The sequence below is a fragment of the Micromonospora chersina genome (genome assembly GCF_900091475.1).
GTDB lineage: Bacteria > Actinomycetota > Actinomycetes > Mycobacteriales > Micromonosporaceae > Micromonospora > Micromonospora chersina.
Window position 1 is genome coordinate 4,782,174 of record NZ_FMIB01000002.1, and the last position, 20,064, is coordinate 4,802,237.

Genomic DNA, 20,064 nt, shown 5'->3' on the forward strand with positions numbered 1-20,064 from the left:
GAGGGCGTATCGCCGGAGACTTTGTTCTTGCGACCCAGCGCCGGAGGCGTTGTGCGATCGTCCCTCCCGACCAACGTCCGAAGGGGCCGGCGGAAAACCGCCGGCCCCTTCGCTGTCTGCTGCCGAACCAGGCTCGCGCGACACCGCCCCGCCCGAGTGGGCGGGCAACGGCGCCCGACGATCCGACTTGTGACACGCCCCTACTGATCTGGTGGCTTCCTGTTGCATGATGGCGGGCATGACGGAGACCCCGCACCCCCTGTACGACAGGCACGCCGAGACCCTCAACCGGGCGCTGACCGCGATCACGGAGCGCGGGTACTGGTCCGCCTACCCCGAGTCGCCCAGCCCCCGGGTGTACGGCGAGACCGCCGCCGCCGACGGCAAGGCCGCCTTCGAGGCGTACCTGGGCCGCGACTTCCCGCTCGACCAGCCGGGCGACGGCGACACGGTCGCCACCGAGGCCAGCCCGTTCGGCGTGGCGCTCGACGTGCGCTACCCGCACGCCGGCGCCGACCAGCTCGTGGCCGCCGCCACCGCCGCACTGCCGGCCTGGCGCGACGCCGGCCCGCAGGCCCGGGTGGGTGTCTGCCTGGAGATCCTCGACCGGCTGCACAAGAACGTCTTCGAGCTGGCCAACGCGGTGCAGTTCACCAGCGGCCAGGCCTTCGTGATGGCCTTCCAGGCCGGCGGCGCGCACGCGCTGGACCGGGCGCTGGAGGCGGTCGCCTACGCGTACGCCGAGATGACCCGGCACCCGGGCACCGCCGGCTGGGAGAAGGCCGCCGGCAAGGGTGACCCGCTGCGGATGAGCAAGACGTTCCACGTGGTGCCCCGCGGCGTGGCGCTGGTGATCGGCTGCAACACCTTCCCGACGTGGAACTCGTACCCCGGGCTCTTCGCCTCGCTGGCCACCGGCAACCCGGTGGTCGTGAAGCCGCACCCGCGTGCCGTGCTGCCGCTCGCCATCACCGTGAAGTACGCCCGCCAGGTGCTCGCCGAGGCCGGCTTCGACCCCAACCTGGTGCAGCTCGCCCCCGAGGCGGCCGGCGAGAAGCTCGCCTCGACCCTGGCCCTGCACCCGGCCGTGAGGATCGTCGACTTCACCGGCTCGACCGAGTACGGCGACTGGCTGGAGGCGAACGCCCGGCAGGCCGCCGTCTACACCGAGAAGGCCGGCCTGAACACGGTGGTGATCGACTCCACCGACGACTTCGCCGGGATGTGCCGCAACCTGGGCTTCACGCTGACCCTGTACAGCGGCCAGATGTGCACCACCTCGCAGAACCTGCTTATCCCCCGGGACGGCATCGAGACCGACCAGGGGCACAAGAGCTTCGACGAGGTCGCCGCCGGCATCGCCGGCGCGGTCGCCAAGCTCACCGCCGACCCGGCCCGGGGTGTCGAGCTGACCGGCGCCATCGTCAACGACGGCGTGCTGGAGCGGCTGGAGGAGGTCACCAAGGTCGGCGAGCCGGTGCTGGAGTCGCGGGCCGTCGCGCACCCGTCCTTCCCGGACGCGGTGGTGCGGACGCCCACCGTGGTCAAGCTGGACGCGGGCGACACCGCCACCTACTCCCGCGAGTGGTTCGGCCCGATCTCGTTCGCCATCGCGACCGACTCGACCGCGCACAGCCTGGAGATCCTGCGCTCCACCGTCGGTGAGAAGGGCGCGCTGACCGCCGGCGTCTACTCCACGGACGAGGCGGTGCTGTACGCGGCCGAGGCGGCGGCCATCGACGCCGGCGTGCACCTGTCCTGCAACCTGACCGGCGGGGTGTTCGTCAACCAGTCGGCGGCGTTCTCCGACTTCCACGGTTCGGGGGCGAACCCGGCGGCGAACTCGGCGCTGACCGACGGGGCGTACGTGGCGAACCGGTTCCGGATCGTGCAGAGCCGCCGGCACGTGTGACCCTCTGGTTCGGGTGCGTCCGTTGTCGCTCCGGCAGCAACAGGCGCACCCGGAACCGTCAGGCGGGGCGGCGCATCTGGAGTTCGTGCAGGGCGGGGATCCGGGGGTGCGGGACGCGCACGCCCGTGTCCACGAAACCCAGCTTCTCGTACGCCCGGCACGCGCGGTCGTTGCCGACCACCACCTCCAGCATGAGTTCCGGCCGGCCGCAGGCCCGGGACCAGGCGGCGACCTCCTCCACGAGCGCGCCGAGCAGCCCCCGGCCCCGCCAGGCCGGCGTGATGTAGACGGCGTAGATGAGGGTCAGCCCGGGCTCGTCCGGGGCGACCGTGCCGCCGGCGTGGCCGACCAGGCGACCGCCGGGGTCGGCGACGAACTGGGCGTTCTGATCGCCGTGCGAGACGGCGGCGATCCGGGCCGCGTAGTCGGCGTGCGGCCGGGCGGCGGCCTCGGCCACTGTCTCCAGGAACGCCAGCGGGGTGTCGGCCAGCATCTCCAGCCGGAGCGCCCGCATCCGGGCGGCGTCCGACGGGCGGACCCGGCGGACCGTGGTCGTCGTGGTGGGCGCGCTGGTCATCTCGCATGCATACCGGAAGGGGCGGCACCCGCGTCGACCGGGCGCGCACCGTGGCCGAAATATGCCCGATTTGTGGTCGTGCGCGGTCGTCACGCCTCGTGTAGCGTGCGATTTCGGTCACTCAATTCAGCGGCCGTCGCCGATCGCTGAACCGGTGGCTCACCGGTGCCGGTCCGCCGGTCGCCGGGGTTGTGGAACGCCGCGCAGAGTGAGGAAGTGCACCGTGGCACAGGGCACCGTGAAGTGGTTCAACTCCGAAAAGGGCTACGGCTTCATCGCCGTCGACGGCGGGCAGGACGTCTTCGTCCACTTCTCCGCGATCGAGATGGACGGCTACAAGGCGTTGGACGACGGCCAGCGGGTCGAGTTCGAGATCGCCCAGGGCCAGAAGGGCCCGCAGGCCGAGCGGGTCCGCGTCATCGCCTGATCTTCCCTGGCCGCCGCCCGATCGGCGGCCGTTCCACCCCGACGAGGGGGCTGCGGTGCGCGCCCGCGCCGTGGAAGATCATGAGCCGTTCCAGCCGTCGCTGCTGAGGAGGGTTCATGTCCGACCTGCCCCCGTCGGGTCCCACCGAGCCGGTGCCCCCGGCGTCGCCCGGTGTCCCGGCCGACCCGACCCGGTCCACGCCGCCGGCCGCCGTGCCGGCTCCGGCGTCGGGGCACGCGGCCGACCCCACCGCGCCCGGGTCACCCACCCCGACCGATCCGGGCCGGCCCGCCGTGGCCGATCCCGCCGTGCCGGCGCAACCCGGGCCGCCCGCCGTGCCGGCGCAACCCGGCCAGGCCGCCCACCCGGCCGCGCCCGCGCAACAGGGATGGCCGGCCGTTCCCGGCGGGTTCGCCGCCCCCGGGCAGCCCGCACCCGCTGCGCCGCAGCCCTGGGACCCGTACCGGACGGACCCGGCCGGGTCGCCGCAGGGCTGGACCTGGCCGGCCGGTGCCGCTCCGCTGCCCGGCGCGGCCTACCCGGGCTACGCGCTGCCCGGCCAGCCGTACGGCTGGCACCCGGGCCTCGACCCGCAGGACCCGCTCGTCACCCCGCCGCACGCGGGCGTCGGCGGCTGGTTCAGCCGGTGCGGGGGCGCGCTGCGGCGGGGCTGGCGGCAGCTCCTGCCGATCATGCTGCTGACCCAGACGGTCCCGGCGGCGGTGATCGCGGTCCTCTCCCTCGCCTTCGCCCCGACCGGCCAGCCGGTTACCGGCCCGGACGGCGCCCCGGCGCTGCCCGACGGCTACTTCGAGAACATCTTCGCCTTCTACGGCGTGGTGCTGCTCGCCGCCCTGATCTTCGGCCCGTTGCAGAGCACCGGCTGGGCCGCCGGCACCTGGGTGGTCGCCCGCCAGGCGGCCGGCGAGCCGGTCGGTACCGGTGCCGCCCTCCGCTACGGGCTGCGCCGCGCCCTCGGCCTCTGGGGCTGGACCCTCGTGGTCTCGCTGCTGATCACGGTCGGCGCCTGCTTCTGCCTGCTGCCCGGCCTCTACGCGGCCTGCGCGTTCGCCCTGTTCGGCCCGATCTACCTGTTCGAGCGGCAGGAGCCGGTCGGCCGTGCCTGGCGGATGTTCCACCAGCGGTTCGGCATGGTGCTGGGCCGGGTGGCGCTGGTCATGTGCGCGCTGATCGCCGCGGCGGTGCTGGACGGCGTGCTGGGGGCGGTCAACCAGCTGGCCTTCGGGGTGGACCCGATGGCCGCCCCGGGCACGGCCGCCGGCGCCGTGGCGGTGGCCGTGGTGGGCGCGGTGCTGGCCACCCCGGCCTACCTGGCGCAGCTCGTCGGGCTGGTCGCCGCGTACGCGGAACAGCGCGCGCAGGAAGGCCCGGTGAACGCCGCCCGACTGGCGGCGGAACTCGGCTGAGCGGGGACGTCGTGCTTGCACTCGGCTAGGGAGAGTGCTAAACAAGTCATTGGCACTCGCGTACGGTGAGTGCCAATGGTCGGGGCGGTAGGGCCACGGCCGCGCCGGTGTCGAGATGGCGCCGGAGTGGCACGGGGCCGGTCGTCGCGGGCTGTCCGGCCCGACCGAGGAGACGTCGTCGTCGCCAGGTGGCGACATCCCCAAGGTGCGTACACCAGACGGCCCATCCGGGAACCCTCGGGTGGCCCGTGAGTGTCCAGGAGGACAACGCCGTATGGCCAAGATGATCGCGTTCGACGAAGAGGCGCGCCGCGGCCTCGAGCGGGGCATGAACCAGCTCGCCGACGCCGTGAAGGTGACCCTCGGCCCCAAGGGCCGCAACGTCGTGCTCGAGAAGAAGTGGGGTGCCCCCACCATCACCAACGATGGTGTGAGCATCGCCAAGGAGATCGAGCTCGAGGACCCCTACGAGAAGATCGGCGCCGAGCTGGTCAAGGAGGTCGCGAAGAAGACCGACGACGTCGCCGGTGACGGCACGACGACGGCGACCGTCCTGGCCCAGGCCCTGGTTCGTGAGGGTCTGCGCAACGTGGCCGCCGGCGCCAACCCGATGGCCCTGAAGCGGGGCATCGAGGCCGCCGTGGCCAACGTCTCGGAGGAGCTGCTGAAGCTCGCCAAGGACGTGGAGACCAAGGAGCAGATCGCCTCCACCGCCTCCATCTCCGCGGCTGACCCCAGCGTCGGCGAGATCATCGCCGAGGCGATGGACAAGGTCGGCAAGGAAGGCGTCATCACCGTCGAGGAGAGCAACACCTTCGGCCTCGAGCTCGAGCTCACCGAGGGCATGCGCTTCGACAAGGGCTACATCTCCGCCTACTTCATGACCGACCCGGAGCGTATGGAGGCCGTCTTCGACGACCCGTACCTCCTGATCGTCAACAGCAAGATCTCGTCGGTGAAGGACCTGCTCCCGATCCTCGAGAAGGTCATGCAGTCGGGCAAGCCGCTGCTGATCATCTCCGAGGACATCGAGGGTGAGGCCCTGGCCACCCTGGTCGTCAACAAGGTCCGCGGCACCTTCAAGTCGGTCGCCGTCAAGGCGCCGGGCTTCGGTGACCGCCGCAAGGCCATGCTGGCCGACATCGCCATCCTCACCGGTGGTCAGGTCATCAGCGAGGAGGTCGGCCTCAAGCTCGACGCCGTCAGCCTCGACATGCTGGGCCGCGCCCGCAAGGTCGTGGTGACCAAGGACGAGACCACCATCGTCGACGGTGCCGGCGACGCCGACCAGATCCAGGGCCGGGTCAACCAGATCCGGGCCGAGATCGAGAAGAGCGACTCCGACTACGACCGCGAGAAGCTGCAGGAGCGCCTGGCCAAGCTGGCCGGCGGTGTTGCGGTGATCAAGGTCGGCGCGGCCACCGAGGTCGAGCTGAAGGAGCGCAAGCACCGCATCGAGGACGCCGTCCGCAACGCGAAGGCCGCCGTCGAGGAGGGCATCGTCCCGGGTGGTGGCGTCGCGCTGGTGCAGGCCGGCAAGACCGCCTTCGACAAGCTGGACCTGGCCGGCGACGAGGCGACCGGCGCGCAGATCGTCAAGATCGCGCTGGACGCCCCGCTGCGGCAGATCGCCGTCAACGCCGGCCTCGAGGGTGGCGTCGTCGTCGAGCGGGTCCGCAACCTCGACCCGGGTCACGGCCTCAACGCCGCGACCGGCGAGTACGTGGACCTGCTGGCCGCGGGCATCATCGACCCGGCCAAGGTGACCCGTTCCGCGCTGCAGAACGCCGCCTCGATCGCCGCGCTGTTCCTCACCACCGAGGCCGTCGTGGCGGACAAGCCGGAGAAGACCCCGGCCGCCCCGGCTGGCCCGGGTGGCGGGGAGATGGACTTCTGAGTCCAGCTCCACCCAGCACGCCGAAGGGGGCGGGCCGCGTCAGCGGTCCGCCCCCTTCCGTGTGTCTCAGGTCGGCAGTCGGCGTTGGTTGCGTCGCTTGTGCGCCCGGTCGTACGGCGGCGTGATCCGGGTCGGCTCGTCCACCGGTTGCCGCGGCTCCCCCGGGTCCGGTCCGGTGCCGCCGGTCATCTCCGCGAGCTGCTCGGCGTCGCCGAAGTCGAGCCGGTCGAACGGCAGCTGCCCGGGAACCTCGCCGACCGGGCGCCAGCGCGCCGGCTGGTCGTCGGTCCGTTCGTCGTCCGTGGTCATGCCCGCCTCCTCTGGTTCCGACCGTAGGGGCCGGTCGATGCCGAGGAGGCCGAACGGGGTTATTACCGTCTATGTAACTTTAGTTACTTCTGTCCGTTAAGTTCTTTTCGGAAGAGGAAGAACACCCGCTCGATCCGCGCTCCCGCCGCTCCGGAGTAGAACGGCACGGGGCCCACCCAGCCGATCTGTGCCGCCTCGACCCCGGCCGCCGCCTGGTCGCGCAGGCAGCGCCGGAGCAGCACGCCGCCGATGCCCGAGCCCTCGGCCGCCGGGGCGGTCCCCATCGGCCCGAACCAGCTCGGCCGCGACGACCCGTACGCGGCGAAGCCGAGGATCTCGCCGTCCCGCTCGGCCAGGTGCGCGCCCGCGTCCGGCCGGCCCACCGAGCCGGTCAGCTCGCCGTCCCAGGCGCCGCCGAAGGTGGCCCGCGCGAAACCGGCCAGCGCCGGCAGGTCCGCCGGCTCGGCCCGGCGTACCGTCACGCCCCGGCCGGCCAGCCGCTGCTCGGCGGCCTCGGTGGAGCGCAGCGCCGGCGAGCCGTCGCTCAGGTCGGCGGTCATGTTCCAGGCCGTCCGGTCCTGCCGGTAGCCGAGCCGCAGCGCGGCGCAGACCGCCGGGGTGTAGCGCACGTCGATGCCCGGCCAGGCGTACTGCGGCGGGTTCCCGGCCAGCAGCAGCTCGGCCGCGCCGAGCCCGGCGAGCCGGGCCTCCGCCTCGGCCAGCAGCCCGCCGCCGATCCCCTGGCGACGTTCCTCCGGCGTCACCGCCAGCAGGTCGACGTGACCGAGCCGCGGATCCCGCGCGGACAGCGAGCCGACCAGCACCCCGACCAGCGCGTCGCCGCGTACCGCGCCGAGGCGCAGCACCGGCCGGTCGGCCGCCGCACGGTCGGCGAGGGTGGCCACGATCGACGGCGCCTCGGCGGCGTCCTCCGGCAGGTCGAGGGCGCGCCGGCAGAGGTCGACGACCTCGGGCAGGCGGTCAGGACCCAGCTCGATGATCTCCACGTCCATGGACGCCGACCCTAGGCCATCCGCCCGCCAATGGACAGGGTTGTTAACCGAGGTCCGCGGCCCGCGCGGCGCGGACCGCCGCGTACGCGTCGACCAGGCCGGCGCCCACCAGGTTCCGCGCGCCACCGCAGGGCGCGTCGGCGGGCGAACCGGCCGGGGTGGCCGTGTCGGCCAGGATGCGGCGGGTGCGGTCCAGGTCGCCGACCAGCGCCGGGTTGGCCGACCACATGAGCGCCACCACCCCGGCCACCTGCGGGGTCGCCATCGAGGTGCCGTCCAGGGTCGCGTAGCCGCCCCCCGGGTACGCCGACGGCACCCCGGCGCCGGGCGCGACCACGTCCGGCTTCGCGGCGCCCCCGGCTGCCGGCCCCCGGCTGGAGAACCGGGTGAGCTGGCGGGCCCGGTCGACCGCCCCGACCGTGAGCACGTCCGGGTACGGCGCCGGCGGGTCGGCGATCGAGCCGCAGTACGGGCCGGTGTTGCCGGCGGCGGCCACCACCAGGATGCCGGCCGCGGCCAGCGCGGCGGTCGCCGGGCGCAACGCCCCCGGGTCGCAGCCCTCCACCGGCGGGCAGCCCCACGAGTTGGTCAGCACGTCCGGCGCGCGTTGCGGCCGGCCGTCGGTGAGCGGATCCCCGCCGGGCGGGAACGGGGCCAGCATGAACTGGAGGCAGTCCAGGTAGCGTGCCGGGCTGCCCAGGTTGCGGTCCAGGTTGACGCAGCCGACCCAGCTCGCGCCGGGGGCCACCCCGATCCCGTTCCGGCCCACGGCGCTGCCCACCGTGTGGGTGCCGTGACCACCGCGGTCGGCCGGCGTCCGGCGGTGCTCCCAGGGGTCGTACCAGGAGTCGTCGCCGCCCCGGAAACCCGCGGCCAGGGCCGGGTGCCGGCCGTCCACCCCGGAGTCCGAGCTGCCCACCACCACGCCGGCGCCCGTGACGCCCAGCTCCGACCAGACCCGGTCCGCACCGATCAGCGAGACGTTCCAGGTCGGGCCGGTCGGCGCCGGCACGGTGCCCCGCGCAGGGGGCGCCGCCGCGGGCAGCGGGCGCAGCCGCTGGCTGACCAGCACCCGGGCCACCTCCGGGCGACCGGCGAGCCAGGCCCGGACCGCCGGCCCGCCGTCCGTCTCGATGGCGTTGACCAGGTAGTACGGCGTCGGCTGCAGGCGCAGCCGGCCCAGCTCGCGGCGCAGGTCGCCCTGGGTCCGCTCGGCCGTGGCCACCAGCCGCCGGTAGACCTCGGCGGCCCGGGCGTCCCGGCCGGCCCGACCGGGCGCCCCGGCCGGGATGCCGGTCAGGTCGGCCTGCTCGCGGAGCACCACGAGCAGCCGTTCCCCGTGCAGGCCGGGCTGGCCGGGGACCGCGTAGACCACCACCACGGCGGCGAGCAGGGCCGCGGCGGTCAGGCCGGCCAGGCCGCGCCGGGGCGCGCGGGCGCGGGACCGGGCGAGCAGCACGCCGTACCCGACGGCGAGCAGGACCGCGACGGCGAACGCGACGCCCGTCGCGACCGCGACCCAGAACGGGACGTCGCGGGTGGTCGCCAGCAGGGCGGTGACCTCCTCCGGGTCGGTGAACGCCAGCGGCCCGACCAGCGCGAGGCCGACCAGCCAGCGCACCGGTCCGCGCCCGGCGGGCCGGCCGGCGTGCCGGGCCCCGGCCTCCAGCGTGCCGAGCACGAAGCCGAGCGGCGGCAGCAGGAGCAGGGCGGGCAACTGCGCCCCGGACTGGCCGGCCCCGGCGCCCAGCAGCGCGAGGGTCACCCCGGCGACCAGCCCGCCGACCAGCACCAGCCGGGCCGGGCGGGGCGGCGTGCCCACCGCGAACGCGGCCCAGAACGCGGGGCCGAGGAGCACCCCGGCGAGCGTCCCGAGCGCGGCGGCGGCCAGCCCGGCGAGCAGGGTCTCCGACGCCCCGCCCAGCGCGCCCACCCAGACCCAGGGCAGCAGCGAGGCCAGCCCGGCGGCGAGCGCCAGCAGCGTCACCGGCCCCAACCGCCCACCCGGGCCGCCGGCCGGTGCCACGCCGTCGTCCGGACCGTCCGGTGCCGTCGCGCCGCCCCGACCGGCGGCGTCGCCCGTCGCGCTGCCCGGAGCCGGTGCACTGGCAGCGGGAGCGTCGCCGGGAGCCGCCGCGCCGTCCCGGCCCGGAGCGACGGACCCGCGGCGGTGGGTGAGCCGGTCGAGGACCACGGCGACCACCACGGCGGTCGCGGCCAGCGCGGCCAGGTACGCCTCGTGGTGCACCGGCGGCAGCGCCCGGAGCAGGGTCAGCGCGCCGAGCACGAGCGTGCCCGCCAGCCAGGCGCGGCCGGTCGCCCGGATCGCGGGGGAGCGGGGGATCAGCGCGAGCGCCAGCGTGGGCGCACCCACCAGCAGCACGGTGACCAGCGCGACCACCGGCCAGACGGCCACCGCCCGGTCCAGGCCGGCGACCAGCACGATCTGGTCGACCACCCAGCCGGCGAGCTGGCCCGGCACCGCCACCAGCACGGCCCAGAGCCCGGTGACCACCGCGGCGACCACCGGCCACGGGCCGGTGTCGCGGCGGGCGGGGCGAGGCGGGGGGACGGGAGCGGTGGGCGGGCCGGCCTGCATGGCACTCACCGTACGGCCCGGCGGGGGCGTGCCGCCGGAGTGCGGGGCCGGTTACGGTGGACACGTGCGCGACCCCAACGTGTCCCGATCCGTGGCCGGTCAGCTCTCCGTGGAGCGCCGCGCCGATGACCTGCGCCGACTCCGCGCCGAGCGGTTCGACGTGCTGGTCATCGGTGGTGGCGTGACCGGGGCGGGCGCCGCGCTCGACGCCGCGTCCCGTGGCCTGAAGGTGGCCCTCGTGGAGGCGCGCGACTACGCCGCCGGCACCTCCAGCCGGTCCAGCAAGCTGATCCACGGCGGCCTGCGCTACCTGGAGCAGTTGGAGTTCCACCTGGTGCACGAGGCGCTGACCGAGCGGGGGCTGCTCGCCACCCGGCTCGCCCCGCACCTGGTGCGCCCGGTGCCGATCCTCGTGCCGCTCCCCGCCGAGGGCGGCGTGCGCGACCTGGCCGGCCGGTTCTTCCGCCGCTCCTACTACGGTGCGGGGGTGGCCGCGTACGACGTCTTCGCCGGCGTGTTCGGCGGCGGGCGCGGCATGCCGCTGCACCGGCACCTGAGCCGGGAGGGCACGCGCCGGATCTTCCCGAGCCTGCGTCCGGACAAGCTGGCCGGTGCGATCCGCTACTACGACGGGCAGGTCGACGACGCCCGCCTCGTGGTGACCCTGGCCCGCACCGCCGCCAGCCTCGGCGCGACGGTGGTGACCAGCGCCCGCGCGGTCGGCCTGATCCGGCAGGCCCGGGAGGTCACCGGGGTCCGGGTCCGTGACCTGGAGGCGCCCGCCGGCTCGCCGGACGCCGAGTTCGAGGTACGCGCCCGCACGGTGATCGCCGCGACCGGCGTGTGGAGCGACGACATGTCCCGGATGCTCAACGACGTCGGGCTGCGCCCCGGCTTCCGCGTCCGGGCCTCCAAGGGCGTGCACCTCGTGGTGCCCCGCTCGGCGATCACCGGTGAGACCGGGCTGATCCTGCGCACCGCCAGCAGTGTGCTCTTCGTCATCCCGTGGGGCGGTCACTGGATCATCGGCACCACCGACACCGACTGGCGGCTCGACAGGTCCCATCCGGCGGCCACCGCCAAGGACATCGACTACCTGCTGGAGCAGGTCAACACGGTGCTGGACCGCCCGCTCACCACCGACGACATCGAGGGCGTCTACGCGGGGCTGCGCCCGCTGCTGGCCGGCGAGGCGGACTCCACCTCCAAGCTCTCCCGGGAGCACGCCGTCATCGAGCCGATGCTCGGGCTGCTCCTGGTGGCCGGCGGCAAGTACACGACGTACCGGGTGATGGCCTCGGACGTGGTCGACCGGGCGGTGCACCGGCTCGGCTGGACCCGGCCGTCGCGCACCGCCGACCTGCCGCTGCTCGGCGCCGACGGGTACGCGGCCATGTGGCGGGACCGGGCCGACCTGGCCCGCCGGCACGGGGTGCCGGTCGGGGTGGTGGAGCACCTGCTGGAGCGCTACGGCACGCTCACCCTCGACCTGCTCGCCCTGGTCGACGCCGACCCGCTGCTCGGCTCCCCGCTGGCCGGCGCGCCGGAATACCTGGCCGCCGAGGTGACGTACGCGGCCCGCGCCGAGGGGGCGCTGCATCTGGAGGACGTGCTCACCCGGCGTACCCGGATCTCCATCGAGACCAGCCACCGCGGCCTGGAGTCGGCGGAGCACGCCGCGGAGCTGATGGGTGCGGTGCTCGGCTGGGACGAGGCGACCCGTGCCCGGGAGGTGGCCCACTACCGGGCCCGGGTGGAGGCCGAGCGGCAGTCGCAGCTGATGGCGGACGACGTCGCGGCCGACGCGGCCCGGCTGGGAGCGCCGGACGTCCGGGGCTTCGCGGCGGACCGGGGCGCCGACGGCGACAGCGTCGAACTTCCGTCCTCGCGGTGACCGGTCGGTAACGTCGGTCCGGAGGGTTCCGGCCTTACCTACGGAAGTGTAGGTTTCCCCGCGTGGTTCGCCCATCCTGGTCGCGCGTCCCTGCTTTGTCCCTCGGCGTCCTGCTGGCGACCGCGCTCACCGGCTGCTCGCTCTTCGACCGGGCCGAGGGCGCCACCACACCGGACGGGGCGGGCACCGTCTCGCCGACCCCGGTCGGCCGGCGGGTCTCCCTGGTGCAGCAACTCGGCCCGGACAGCCCGCCGCGCACGCTGGAGGTCGACCCGACCGGGCGCTGGCAGTGCCGCGACTGCGCGGGCGACGGGGTGGACTCGACGGGTGCGCTCACCCCCGAGCAGACGCAGCGGTTGCAGCAGATGCTCGCCGACCCGGCCCTGGCGAAGGAGACCGACGAGGCCCGGCACTACAAGCAGGGCTGCATCGACACGCTGACCTCGACGCTGCTGATCCCGCCGGGCCTGACCATCACGACGCAGGACTGCCCGGGCGAGCCGAAGCCCCCGGTGGCCTACCAGGTGCTGCTGCTGATCACCCAGGCCACCCCGGCCGAGGACAAGGGCTGAGCGTCAACACACCTTGCCGGGGTTGAACAGCCCCGCCGGGTCCAACGCGGCCCGGATCGCCTGGTGCACCCGCACGCCCACGGGGCCGATCTCCCGGGCCAGCCAGTCCCGCTTGAGCAGGCCGACGCCGTGCTCGCCGGTGCAGGTGCCGCCGAGGTCCAGCCCGAGCCGCATGATCTCGTCGAAGGCCCGCCGCCCGCGTTCCAGGCTGGCCGGGTCGGCCCGGTCGACCACGATGTTCGGGTGCATGTTGCCGTCCCCGGCGTGCCCGACCACGCCGATCGGCACGGCGCACTCCTCGGCGATCCGGGCCATCCCGTCGAGCAGCGCCGCGAGCGCGCCCCGCGGCACCGCCACGTCGTCGATGACCAGGCCGCCGTTGCCGCCCGGGAAGGACTCCGCGGCGAACCTCTCCATGGCCGGGTGGGCCAGCCGCCGGGCCTGGAGCAGGGCGGCCGCCTCGGCCGCGTCGGTGGCCGCGTAGACCTCGTCGGCCCCGGCCGCCGTGCACACCTCGGCGAGCCGGGCCAGGTCGTCGGCAGCCCGCGAGCCGGTGTCCACCGCCGCCAGCAGCAGCGCCTGCGCGTCGGTGCGCAGCCCCATGGGCCGGTACGCCTCGATGGCCCGCAGGTGGGTCCGGTCCAGCAGTTCCAGCAGGCTCGGCGTGAGACCGCGTTCGGCGATCCCGGCGACCGCGGTGCCGGCCGCCGCCGTGGTGGGGAAGACCGCGACAAGGGTCAGCGACTCCTCCGGCGCCGGCCGCAGCGCCACGGTCACCTCGGTGATCACCCCGAGGGTGCCCTCCGAGCCGACGAAGAGCCGGGTCAGGTCGTACCCGGCGACGCCCTTGGCGGTGCGCCGGCCGGTCCGCAGCACCTCGCCGGAGGCGAGCACCACCTCCAGCCCGAGCACGTACTCGGTGGTCACGCCGTACTTCACGCAGCACATCCCGCCGGCGTTGGTGGCCACGTTGCCGCCGATGGTGGACGACTCCCAGGAGCCGGGGTCCGGCGGATACCAGAGGCCGTGCTCGCGGACCGCCGCGCCGAGCGTCGCGTTCACCACGCCGGGCTGGGCCACGGCGATCCGGCTGACCGGGTCTACCTCCAGGATCCGGTCCATGGCCACGGTGCTCAGCACCAGCGCGCCGTCCACCGCGTTCGCCGCGCCGGCCAGCCCGGTCCGCGCACCCTGCGGCACCACGGGTACGCCGTGCCGGCCGGCCGCGCGGACCACCGCCACGACCCCCGCGGTGTCGCGCGGGCGGACCACGACCAGCGGGACGCCCGCCGGGCACAGGTCGGCCTCGTCCCGCGCGTGCATCGCCAGCAGGTCGGGGTCGGTCAGCACGGCGGCGTCGCCGAGGGCGGTCCGCAGCTCGTCGAGGAGGGGGTGGGCGGCCATGCCGGGAAGGCTAGGTCGTGCCGGCGGGGTTGACCAACCGGGCGTACCGTTGGTCGCCATGCTCTACCTGGACCCGCCCGCGGTGCCCTCGCGGGGGCGGCTGTGGTCGCACCTGATCAGCGACCTCTCGTACGCGGAGCTGCACGCCTTCGCCGAGGCGCTGGGCGTGCCCCGGCGCGGCTTCGACCGCGACCACTACGACATCCCGGCCGAACGCGTCCCGATGGCCGTCTGGCTGGGCGCCCGGCTGGTTCCCTCCCGCGAGATCGTCCTCCTGCTCCGCGCCGCCGGCCTGCGCCGGCCCAAGCCCCGCACGGTCTCCGTTCCGGCGGCACGGGAGGCCGGGATCAGCGCAGGGTCGCGAGTTCCCGGGTGAGGTTGGCGCGGGCGGGGGACTCCCAGCGGGCGTGCGGCTCCGGGAGCCGGTAGAGGGCGGGCAGGGCCAGCAGGTTCGCCAGGACGGCGGCGCGACCGGCGCGGAACGCCGGGTCGGGGACGTGCGCGTACTCGCGCCGGACGGCGGCGGCGTAGCGGTCGTAGTCGGCGGGCGGGGCGGCCAGGACCGCCAGGTCGGCGTCGCACAGCAGGGCGCCGTCCGGGTCGTCCGGCCCGACCGCGTGGCCGGCGGTGAGCAGCACCAGGCGGCGTACGCCGGTCACCGCCGCGGCCGGCAGCCCGGCGGCGGTGAGCAGTTCGCCGGCCAGCTCGGCGCTGGCCCGCTCGTTGGCGTCGCCGCCGGCCCGGGGGTCGTAGACCGCGTCGTGACACCACGCCGCCAGCCGGACCAGGTCCGGGCGGCGGGCCGACCCGGCGTACGCGTCGACCACGTCGAGCACCGCCCGCAGGTGGGTCACCGTGTGGTAGTGCCGGTGCGGCTCCCGCCAGCCGGCCAGCAGCCGGGCGCCGGCCCGTTCCACGCCGGCCGGATCGGTCGCGCCCGCCGCCCGGGCCGCGTCCCGCCACCGTTCCATCAGCTCGTCCACCCGGTGGAGTCTGCCCCACCCCGGGCAATCGGGAGGATTCACCGGGGACGGGACGGGTAGTCCCGGCCATGGCCGTGGCCCGGGACCGACGACCGCCGTTCCTACGCCGTAAGTCGTTGCGCGAGGGACTGGTCGACGTCGACGGGCCGCGGGTCTCGGAGGCCATGGAGGAGCTCCGGCACCGGAGCAAGGCCACCCTGCACGACCGGCTGCACCGGGTGCGTACGGCGGCCGGCCTGGCGCTCCAGGCGGGCCTCGCGGCCGGGCTGGCCTACCTGATCTCCCACCGGCTGCTGAAGAACCCGCAGCCGGTGTTCGCGCCCATCTCGGCGGTCGGCACCCTGGCCGCCTCGGTGGGCCAGCGGCTCCGCCGGACCATCGAGCTGATCATCGGGGTGGCGGTCGGGGTCGCCGTCGGCGACGGGCTCATCTACCTCCTGGGCACGGGTGCCTGGCAGCTCGGCCTGGTGGTCACCGCGGCGATCCTGCTGACCGTCTTCGCCGGGGCGAGCGTCGCCATCGTGATCCAGGCGGCGGCCACCGCCGTGCTGATCGTGACGCTCAGCCCGTCGACGCAGAACCTGGAGATACCCCGGTTCGTGGACGCGTTCCTCGGCGGCGGCATCGCGCTGCTGGTCACCGCGATCCTGCTGCCGCTCAACCCGCTCCGCGTGATCAACCGGGCGGCCCGGCCCGCGCTGGACCTGCTCGCCGGGCAGCTCGACACCTGCGCCGAGGCGTTGCGGAACCGGGACCGGGGCGCCGCCCAGCGGGCGCTGTTCCGGCTCCGCGAGAACAAGGAGGAGCTGGCCGCGCTGTCGGAGGCCATCGAGGGGGCCAAGGAGACCATCACCATCTCCCCGGCCCGCTGGCACCGGCGCGACGAGCTGACCCACTACGCCGAGGCGGCCGACCCGATCGACCGGGCGATGCGCAACAGCGGCACGCTGATCCGCCGCTCCGTCACCATCATCGAGGACGAGGAGCCGGTTCCCGAGACGATGCCCGACTCGATCGCCCACCTGGCCGAGTCGGTACGCCTGCTGCGGCACGAGTTCGCCGCCGGGGAGGAGCCGGAGAAGGCCCGGGAACGGTCGCTGCGCGCGGTCAGCGAGGCCGGCCGGGCGTACGCCGAGGGGGTGGGTTTCTCCGGCAGCGTGGTGATCGCCCAGGTGCGGACCACGGCGAGCGACCTCATGGTGGCCTCCGGCATCGAGCAGGAGGAGGCGAACCGCCTGGTCCGCCAGGCGTTCGGCGACCGGGAGCAGCGCTCCGGCGAAACGACCGAACAGAGCCCCGCCCCCAAACCCCCCACCGCACCCCCCGTCGGCTGACGCCTGGGGCCCACCGCCCCGCCTGGGTGATCATGAAGTTAGCGGCGCTGGAAAGCGCCTTCCAGGGCGCTAACTTCATGATCATTGGGGAGAGGTGGGCGCCGGCGGGTCAGGGGAGGGTGGCCAGGGCGGTCAGGAGGGCCTCCACGTCGGACTCGGTGGTGCCCAGGCCCAGGCTGGCGCGCAGGGCGGTGGGGGGCAGGTCGGTGCGGCCGCTGCGGGCGGCCGCCTCGGTGAGCAGGCGGCGGGCGAGCGGGTGGGCGCAGAACAGGCCGTCCCGGACGCCGATCCGGTGCGCGGTCGCCAGGTGGGCGGCCACGTCGGCGGAGTCCCGACCGGCGACCACGAAGCTGACGATGCCCACCCGGGGCGCGTCCGGCCCGAAGGTGCGCAGCTCCACCACGTGCGGCAGGGCGGCGATGCCCTCCCGGAGCCGCGCCAGCAGCGCCTGCTCGCGGGCGTGCAGTGCGTCCCGGTCGGCGGCGGCCAGCGCAGTGCAGACCGCCGCCAGGGCCACCGCGCCGAGCAGGTTCGGTGTGCCGCCCTCGTGCCGCGCTGGGCCGGTGGTCCAGCGCACCTCGTGGGTGCCCGCCCCGACGTGGCTGGTGGCCCCGCCGCCGGCCAGGTACGGCGGCGCCGCGTCCAGCCAGTCCGCCCGCCCCACCAGCACGCCCGCGCCGAACGGGGCGTACAGCTTGTGGCCGGAGAGGGCCAGGTAGTCGACGTCCAGCGCGGCCAGGTCCACCGGGGCGTGCGGGGCCAGCTGGGCGGCGTCCACCAGGATGCGGGCACCGTGCCGGCGGGCCACCTGGGCCAACTCGGCCACCGGCCAGCGTTCCCCGGTCACGTTGCTCGCGCCGGTCACCGCGACCAGCACCGGCAGCCCCGGCCGGGCGTCGCGGGACAGCTCGGCCAGCGCGGCGTCGAGGGAGCGGACCGCGCCGCCCGGGCTGTCCGGCACCGGGAGCCGCACCGACCCGCGCGGCCAGGGGAGCAGGTTGGCGTGGTGCTCGCCGGCGAACGTGACCACCGTGGTGCCGGCGGGCAGCGCCCGGGCCAGCAGGTTCAGCGCATCGGTGGTGTTCCGGGTGAAGATCACGTGGTCGTCGGGGCGGGCGCCGAGGAAGTCGGCCACCGTCTGCCGGGCCCGCTCGTAGGCCAGCGTGCAGCGCCGCGACAGCGCGCCGGCCCCGCGGTGCACGCTCGCGTACCAGGGCAGCAGTTCGGTCACCGCGTCGGCCGCGGCCCGCGCGCACGGCGCGCTGGCCGCGTGGTCCAGGTTGATCTCCCCCGGTACGCCGAGCACGCCGAGCGGGTCCGGCCGGCTCGGAGTGGACAGCGTGGGCAGCGAGGGTACGAGGGTGACGGTCATGCCGGAGCCTCCCGGGTCCAGGGGACCCCGGGTGGGTGGGCACCGGGACGGGGTCCGCGCTTGCCCAGCACGCGGTTCGGGCTGGGCCCGGTCATCACCCGGGGCACCCCACCGCGAACTCGACGAGGGTTGCCGGCCAGCAAGCCGGGGCTTGACGCTGGCGCTCGTGACCTGTCCCGGAGCATAGCGGCCGCGATGCGGCCGGACCAGTGGGTCGCGGGTGACTACGCTGACCGCATGGCCGTCACCCCGCCCGGCGGAGCCCTGCCGCCGCCGCCGACCGCGCCCGCCGTCCCGCCGGGGTCGCCGGCTCCCCGGATGCCGCTGCGGCGGCTCGGCCGGCGGCGGTTCCTGGCGCTGGCCGGGGTGGTGCTGCTGATCGCCGCCGGCGCCGTCTTCATGGTCTTCACCCTGGGCGAGAGCCTCGGCGCGGAGGCGCTGCTGGTGGGCGTGATCGCGGCGATCCTGCCGGTGCCGGTGCTGGTCTCCTGCTTCCTGTGGCTCGACCGTTACGAGCCCGAGCCGCTGAAGTACCTGATCTTCTGCTTCGCCTGGGGCGCGTTCGTCTCCACCGCCATCTCGCTGCTGGTCAACGAGACCGGTGCCCGGCTGTTCAAGGACTGGGGGCTGCCGGCGGCGCTGACCGCCGTGCTGGTCGCCCCGTTCATCGAGGAACTGACCAAGGCGGCCGGCCCGCTGCTGCTGCTGATCTTCCGCCGCCGGGAGTTCTCCGGGATCACCGACGGCCTGGTCTACTGCGGGCTCTCCGCGGTCGGCTTCGCCATGGTGGAGAACATCCTCTACCTGGGCGGTTACGGCTACCGCACCGGCGTCGAGGAGTACGGGCCGGCCACCGGCGCGCGTCAGGTCATCGCCATCTTCATCGTGCGGATCCTGCTCTTCGGCTTCGCCCACCCGCTGTTCACCTCGATGACCGGCGTGGGGCTGGGGGTCGCCGCGCGTGCCGCCGACCGGCGGGTGCGTTTCCTGGCGCCGATCGCCGGTCTGCTGCTGGCCATGATGCTGCACGGCACCTGGAACCTGCTGCCCTCGCTGGCCGCCGCCACCGGGCAGCCGCTGATCGCGCTGTACGGCTACATCGGCGTGATGGTGCCGATCTTCTTCGGCATGGTGGGGCTTGCCGTCTGGCTGCGTGCCTGGGAGGGGCGGCTCACCGAACGCACGCTGCCCGACTACGTCCGGGCCGGCTGGCTCACCCCGCCCGAGGTGGCGGCGCTGGGCAGCCTCGGCCGGCGGCACGCCGCCCGCACGTGGGCCCGGCGGGTGGCCGGTGACGGCGGGGTGCGGGCCATGCGCGGCTACCAGTTCGCCGCCACCCGGCTGGCGCTGCTGCGCGACGGGATGCGCCGGGGGTTGGACCGCAAGCCCGCCGAGCGGGACCGGACGGCGCGGGAGGAACGGGAGCTGCTGGACGCGATCGGGGCGTACCGGGCGTTCTTCGTGGGGCGCGACCCGCAGGCGCCGGTCGGGGTCTGGGACGGGCAGCGCTACCACCTGCGGTTCCCGGACGGGTCGCAGCGCGCGGTCGAGGCCCCGGACGAGCCGGTGGTGCCGATCCCGGTGGTGCTGGCCCCGCCGCCGCCACCCTTCCCGCACCCCTACGGCCCGCCCGGCGGCTACGGTCACCGCCCCGCCGCCCCCTGGGGTCCGCACGCCTGAGCGGCCGCACTGCGCCCGTACCGTCAGGTCATCAGGCCGGTGAGGAAGTCGCCGAGGCCCTGGGCGATGGCCATGAGCGCCGCCCCGATCCCCTTGAACAGCTGGGCCGCGCCGTCCGGCCGGAACGCCATGAAGTAGATCAGGAACGCGAGGAATCCCCAGGCAAGTATCTTCTTGATGACTACCGGCATGATCCCTCCCCAGGGCGCTGTCGTGCCTGGGGCTTCCCGCCGGGCAGCGGCGCAAACGGCGCCCGCGCCGGGGCGGCGCCTACAGGTAGAGGCCGGTCGAGCCGGTCTGCTCCTTCTCCACCCGCTCGGCCGCCACGGCGTGCACGTCCCGCTCGCGCAGCAGGACGTACGCCCGGCCGTGCAGTTCGACCTCGGAGCGGTCGTCCGGGTCGAACAGCACCCGGTCGCCGGAGACGATGGAGCGCACGTTCGGGCCGACGCCCACCGCGGTGGCCCAGGCCAGCCGCTTGCCGACCGCGGCGGTGGCCGGGATGACGATGCCGGCGGTGGAGCGGCGTTCCCCCTCGCCGTTCTCGGTACGCACCAGCACGCGGTCGTGCAGCAGGCGGATCGGAAGGCCGGTGTCGAGGTCCTGGTCGGCGGTCACGCGAAGACGCTACCGCGTGCCCGGTGACGGGTCCCGGCGTGGTTGG

Annotated in this window: 18 protein-coding genes and 1 riboswitch; of the genes, 9 read left to right on the forward strand and 9 right to left on the reverse strand. The window is 75.0% G+C overall.

The window, feature by feature from the left end:
• The first annotated feature begins 238 nt into the window (after nucleotides 1–238).
• Nucleotides 239–1,912 (forward strand): phenylacetic acid degradation protein PaaN, encoded by a 1,674-nt coding sequence (gene paaN / locus GA0070603_RS22230; RefSeq protein ID WP_208862933.1) that lies wholly within the window; start codon nucleotides 239–241, stop codon nucleotides 1,910–1,912.
• Nucleotides 1,913–1,970: 58 nt separating this feature from the next.
• Here the strand turns inward: paaN and GA0070603_RS22235 are convergent, their stop codons facing one another.
• Nucleotides 1,971–2,489, reverse strand: coding sequence for a GNAT family N-acetyltransferase (locus GA0070603_RS22235; RefSeq protein ID WP_091317383.1), 519 nt, complete (start codon nucleotides 2,487–2,489; stop codon nucleotides 1,971–1,973).
• A gap of 223 nt (nucleotides 2,490–2,712) precedes the next feature.
• Between GA0070603_RS22235 and GA0070603_RS22240 the strand changes: the two genes are divergently transcribed.
• From GA0070603_RS22240 to groL, 3 genes are all read left to right on the forward strand, one after another.
• Nucleotides 2,713–2,916, forward strand: a complete 204-nt coding sequence (locus tag GA0070603_RS22240; protein WP_067305333.1) for a cold-shock protein — start codon at nucleotides 2,713–2,715, stop codon at nucleotides 2,914–2,916.
• A gap of 116 nt (nucleotides 2,917–3,032) precedes the next feature.
• Nucleotides 3,033–4,343, forward strand: a complete 1,311-nt coding sequence (locus GA0070603_RS22245) for a hypothetical protein (protein WP_091317386.1) — start codon at nucleotides 3,033–3,035, stop codon at nucleotides 4,341–4,343.
• Nucleotides 4,344–4,617: 274 nt separating this feature from the next.
• The gene (gene groL, locus GA0070603_RS22250) at nucleotides 4,618–6,240 is read left to right on the forward strand and encodes a chaperonin GroEL (RefSeq protein ID WP_091317388.1); all 1,623 of its coding nucleotides are present in this window, start codon (nucleotides 4,618–4,620) and stop codon (nucleotides 6,238–6,240) included.
• A 66-nt stretch (nucleotides 6,241–6,306) separates the two neighbouring features.
• On the opposite strand, the gene GA0070603_RS22255 is transcribed toward groL, so the two are convergent.
• From GA0070603_RS22255 to GA0070603_RS22265, 3 genes are all read right to left on the reverse strand, one after another.
• Nucleotides 6,307–6,549: a hypothetical protein gene (locus GA0070603_RS22255; RefSeq protein WP_091317391.1), complete on the reverse strand. Its 243-nt coding sequence runs from the start codon at nucleotides 6,547–6,549 to the stop codon at nucleotides 6,307–6,309.
• A gap of 83 nt (nucleotides 6,550–6,632) precedes the next feature.
• On the reverse strand, nucleotides 6,633–7,562 hold the full coding sequence (locus GA0070603_RS22260) for a GNAT family N-acetyltransferase (RefSeq protein ID WP_091317394.1): 930 nt from the start codon (nucleotides 7,560–7,562) through the stop codon (nucleotides 6,633–6,635).
• Between the two features lie 43 nt (nucleotides 7,563–7,605).
• Nucleotides 7,606–10,161 (reverse strand): S8 family serine peptidase, encoded by a 2,556-nt coding sequence (locus GA0070603_RS22265; protein ID WP_091317396.1) that lies wholly within the window; start codon nucleotides 10,159–10,161, stop codon nucleotides 7,606–7,608.
• 79 nt (nucleotides 10,162–10,240) lie between these two features.
• On the opposite strand from GA0070603_RS22265, the gene GA0070603_RS22270 reads away from it, so the two are divergent.
• Complete coding sequence (locus GA0070603_RS22270) at nucleotides 10,241–12,055, forward strand: glycerol-3-phosphate dehydrogenase/oxidase (RefSeq protein WP_091322202.1); 1,815 nt, start codon at nucleotides 10,241–10,243, stop codon at nucleotides 12,053–12,055.
• 62 nt (nucleotides 12,056–12,117) lie between these two features.
• The gene (locus GA0070603_RS22275) at nucleotides 12,118–12,627 is read left to right on the forward strand and encodes a hypothetical protein (protein WP_091317399.1); all 510 of its coding nucleotides are present in this window, start codon (nucleotides 12,118–12,120) and stop codon (nucleotides 12,625–12,627) included.
• Between the two features lie 3 nt (nucleotides 12,628–12,630).
• Here the strand turns inward: GA0070603_RS22275 and GA0070603_RS22280 are convergent, their stop codons facing one another.
• Nucleotides 12,631–14,031 carry an FAD-binding oxidoreductase gene (locus GA0070603_RS22280; RefSeq protein WP_091317401.1) on the reverse strand — a complete coding sequence of 467 codons (1,401 nt, stop codon included), beginning with the start codon at nucleotides 14,029–14,031 and terminating at the stop codon, nucleotides 12,631–12,633.
• A 58-nt stretch (nucleotides 14,032–14,089) separates the two neighbouring features.
• Here GA0070603_RS22280 and GA0070603_RS22285 point away from each other — a divergent pair, with 58 nt between their 5' ends.
• On the forward strand, nucleotides 14,090–14,407 hold the full coding sequence (locus tag GA0070603_RS22285; protein WP_167544576.1) for a DUF4031 domain-containing protein: 318 nt from the start codon (nucleotides 14,090–14,092) through the stop codon (nucleotides 14,405–14,407).
• Here the strand turns inward: GA0070603_RS22285 and GA0070603_RS22290 are convergent.
• A complete protein-coding gene (locus GA0070603_RS22290) occupies nucleotides 14,379–15,014 on the reverse strand; it encodes an HD domain-containing protein (protein ID WP_091317404.1) in 636 nt (211 codons plus the stop codon). The genes GA0070603_RS22285 and GA0070603_RS22290 overlap by 29 nt on opposite strands.
• A 74-nt stretch (nucleotides 15,015–15,088) precedes the next feature.
• On the opposite strand from GA0070603_RS22290, the gene GA0070603_RS22295 reads away from it, so the two are divergent.
• The gene (locus GA0070603_RS22295; RefSeq protein WP_091322204.1) at nucleotides 15,089–16,348 is read left to right on the forward strand and encodes an FUSC family protein; all 1,260 of its coding nucleotides are present in this window, start codon (nucleotides 15,089–15,091) and stop codon (nucleotides 16,346–16,348) included.
• A gap of 109 nt (nucleotides 16,349–16,457) precedes the next feature.
• Here the strand turns inward: GA0070603_RS22295 and GA0070603_RS22300 are convergent, their stop codons facing one another.
• Nucleotides 16,458–17,720: an aminotransferase class V-fold PLP-dependent enzyme gene (locus tag GA0070603_RS22300; protein WP_091317406.1), complete on the reverse strand. Its 1,263-nt coding sequence runs from the start codon at nucleotides 17,718–17,720 to the stop codon at nucleotides 16,458–16,460.
• 51 nt (nucleotides 17,721–17,771) lie between these two features.
• Nucleotides 17,772–17,892: riboswitch (SAM riboswitch) on the reverse strand.
• A gap of 23 nt (nucleotides 17,893–17,915) precedes the next feature.
• Between GA0070603_RS22300 and GA0070603_RS22305 the strand changes: the two genes are divergently transcribed.
• Nucleotides 17,916–19,400 (forward strand): PrsW family intramembrane metalloprotease, encoded by a 1,485-nt coding sequence (locus tag GA0070603_RS22305; protein WP_091317408.1) that lies wholly within the window; start codon nucleotides 17,916–17,918, stop codon nucleotides 19,398–19,400.
• Between the two features lie 23 nt (nucleotides 19,401–19,423).
• Here the strand turns inward: GA0070603_RS22305 and GA0070603_RS31580 are convergent, their stop codons facing one another.
• Both GA0070603_RS31580 and GA0070603_RS22310 read right to left on the reverse strand, forming a co-directional pair.
• Complete coding sequence (locus tag GA0070603_RS31580; protein ID WP_167544578.1) at nucleotides 19,424–19,591, reverse strand: hypothetical protein; 168 nt, start codon at nucleotides 19,589–19,591, stop codon at nucleotides 19,424–19,426.
• Nucleotides 19,592–19,670: 79 nt separating this feature from the next.
• The gene (locus GA0070603_RS22310; RefSeq protein WP_091317411.1) at nucleotides 19,671–20,018 is read right to left on the reverse strand and encodes a GroES family chaperonin; all 348 of its coding nucleotides are present in this window, start codon (nucleotides 20,016–20,018) and stop codon (nucleotides 19,671–19,673) included.
• Between the last annotated feature and the right edge of the window lie 46 nt (nucleotides 20,019–20,064).

What these genes read in the sequence shown, in the direction of transcription:
- GA0070603_RS22305 (WP_091317408.1), top strand. Translation starts at nt 17,916, where the DNA reads ATGCGGCCGGACCAGTGGGTCGCGGGTGACTACGCTGACCGCATGGCC.
- GA0070603_RS22300 (WP_091317406.1), bottom strand. Translation starts at nt 17,720, where the DNA reads ATGACCGTCACCCTCGTACCCTCGCTGCCCACGCTGTCCACTCCGAGC.
- GA0070603_RS22235 (WP_091317383.1), bottom strand. Translation starts at nt 2,489, where the DNA reads ATGACCAGCGCGCCCACCACGACGACCACGGTCCGCCGGGTCCGCCCG.
- groL (WP_091317388.1), top strand. Translation starts at nt 4,618, where the DNA reads ATGGCCAAGATGATCGCGTTCGACGAAGAGGCGCGCCGCGGCCTCGAG.
- GA0070603_RS31580 (WP_167544578.1), bottom strand. Translation starts at nt 19,591, where the DNA reads ATGCCGGTAGTCATCAAGAAGATACTTGCCTGGGGATTCCTCGCGTTC.
- GA0070603_RS22245 (WP_091317386.1), top strand. Translation starts at nt 3,033, where the DNA reads ATGTCCGACCTGCCCCCGTCGGGTCCCACCGAGCCGGTGCCCCCGGCG.
- paaN (WP_208862933.1), top strand. Translation starts at nt 239, where the DNA reads ATGACGGAGACCCCGCACCCCCTGTACGACAGGCACGCCGAGACCCTC.
- GA0070603_RS22255 (WP_091317391.1), bottom strand. Translation starts at nt 6,549, where the DNA reads ATGACCACGGACGACGAACGGACCGACGACCAGCCGGCGCGCTGGCGC.
- GA0070603_RS22265 (WP_091317396.1), bottom strand. Translation starts at nt 10,161, where the DNA reads ATGCAGGCCGGCCCGCCCACCGCTCCCGTCCCCCCGCCTCGCCCCGCC.
- GA0070603_RS22285 (WP_167544576.1), top strand. Translation starts at nt 14,090, where the DNA reads ATGCTCTACCTGGACCCGCCCGCGGTGCCCTCGCGGGGGCGGCTGTGG.
- GA0070603_RS22280 (WP_091317401.1), bottom strand. Translation starts at nt 14,031, where the DNA reads ATGGCCGCCCACCCCCTCCTCGACGAGCTGCGGACCGCCCTCGGCGAC.
- GA0070603_RS22260 (WP_091317394.1), bottom strand. Translation starts at nt 7,562, where the DNA reads ATGGACGTGGAGATCATCGAGCTGGGTCCTGACCGCCTGCCCGAGGTC.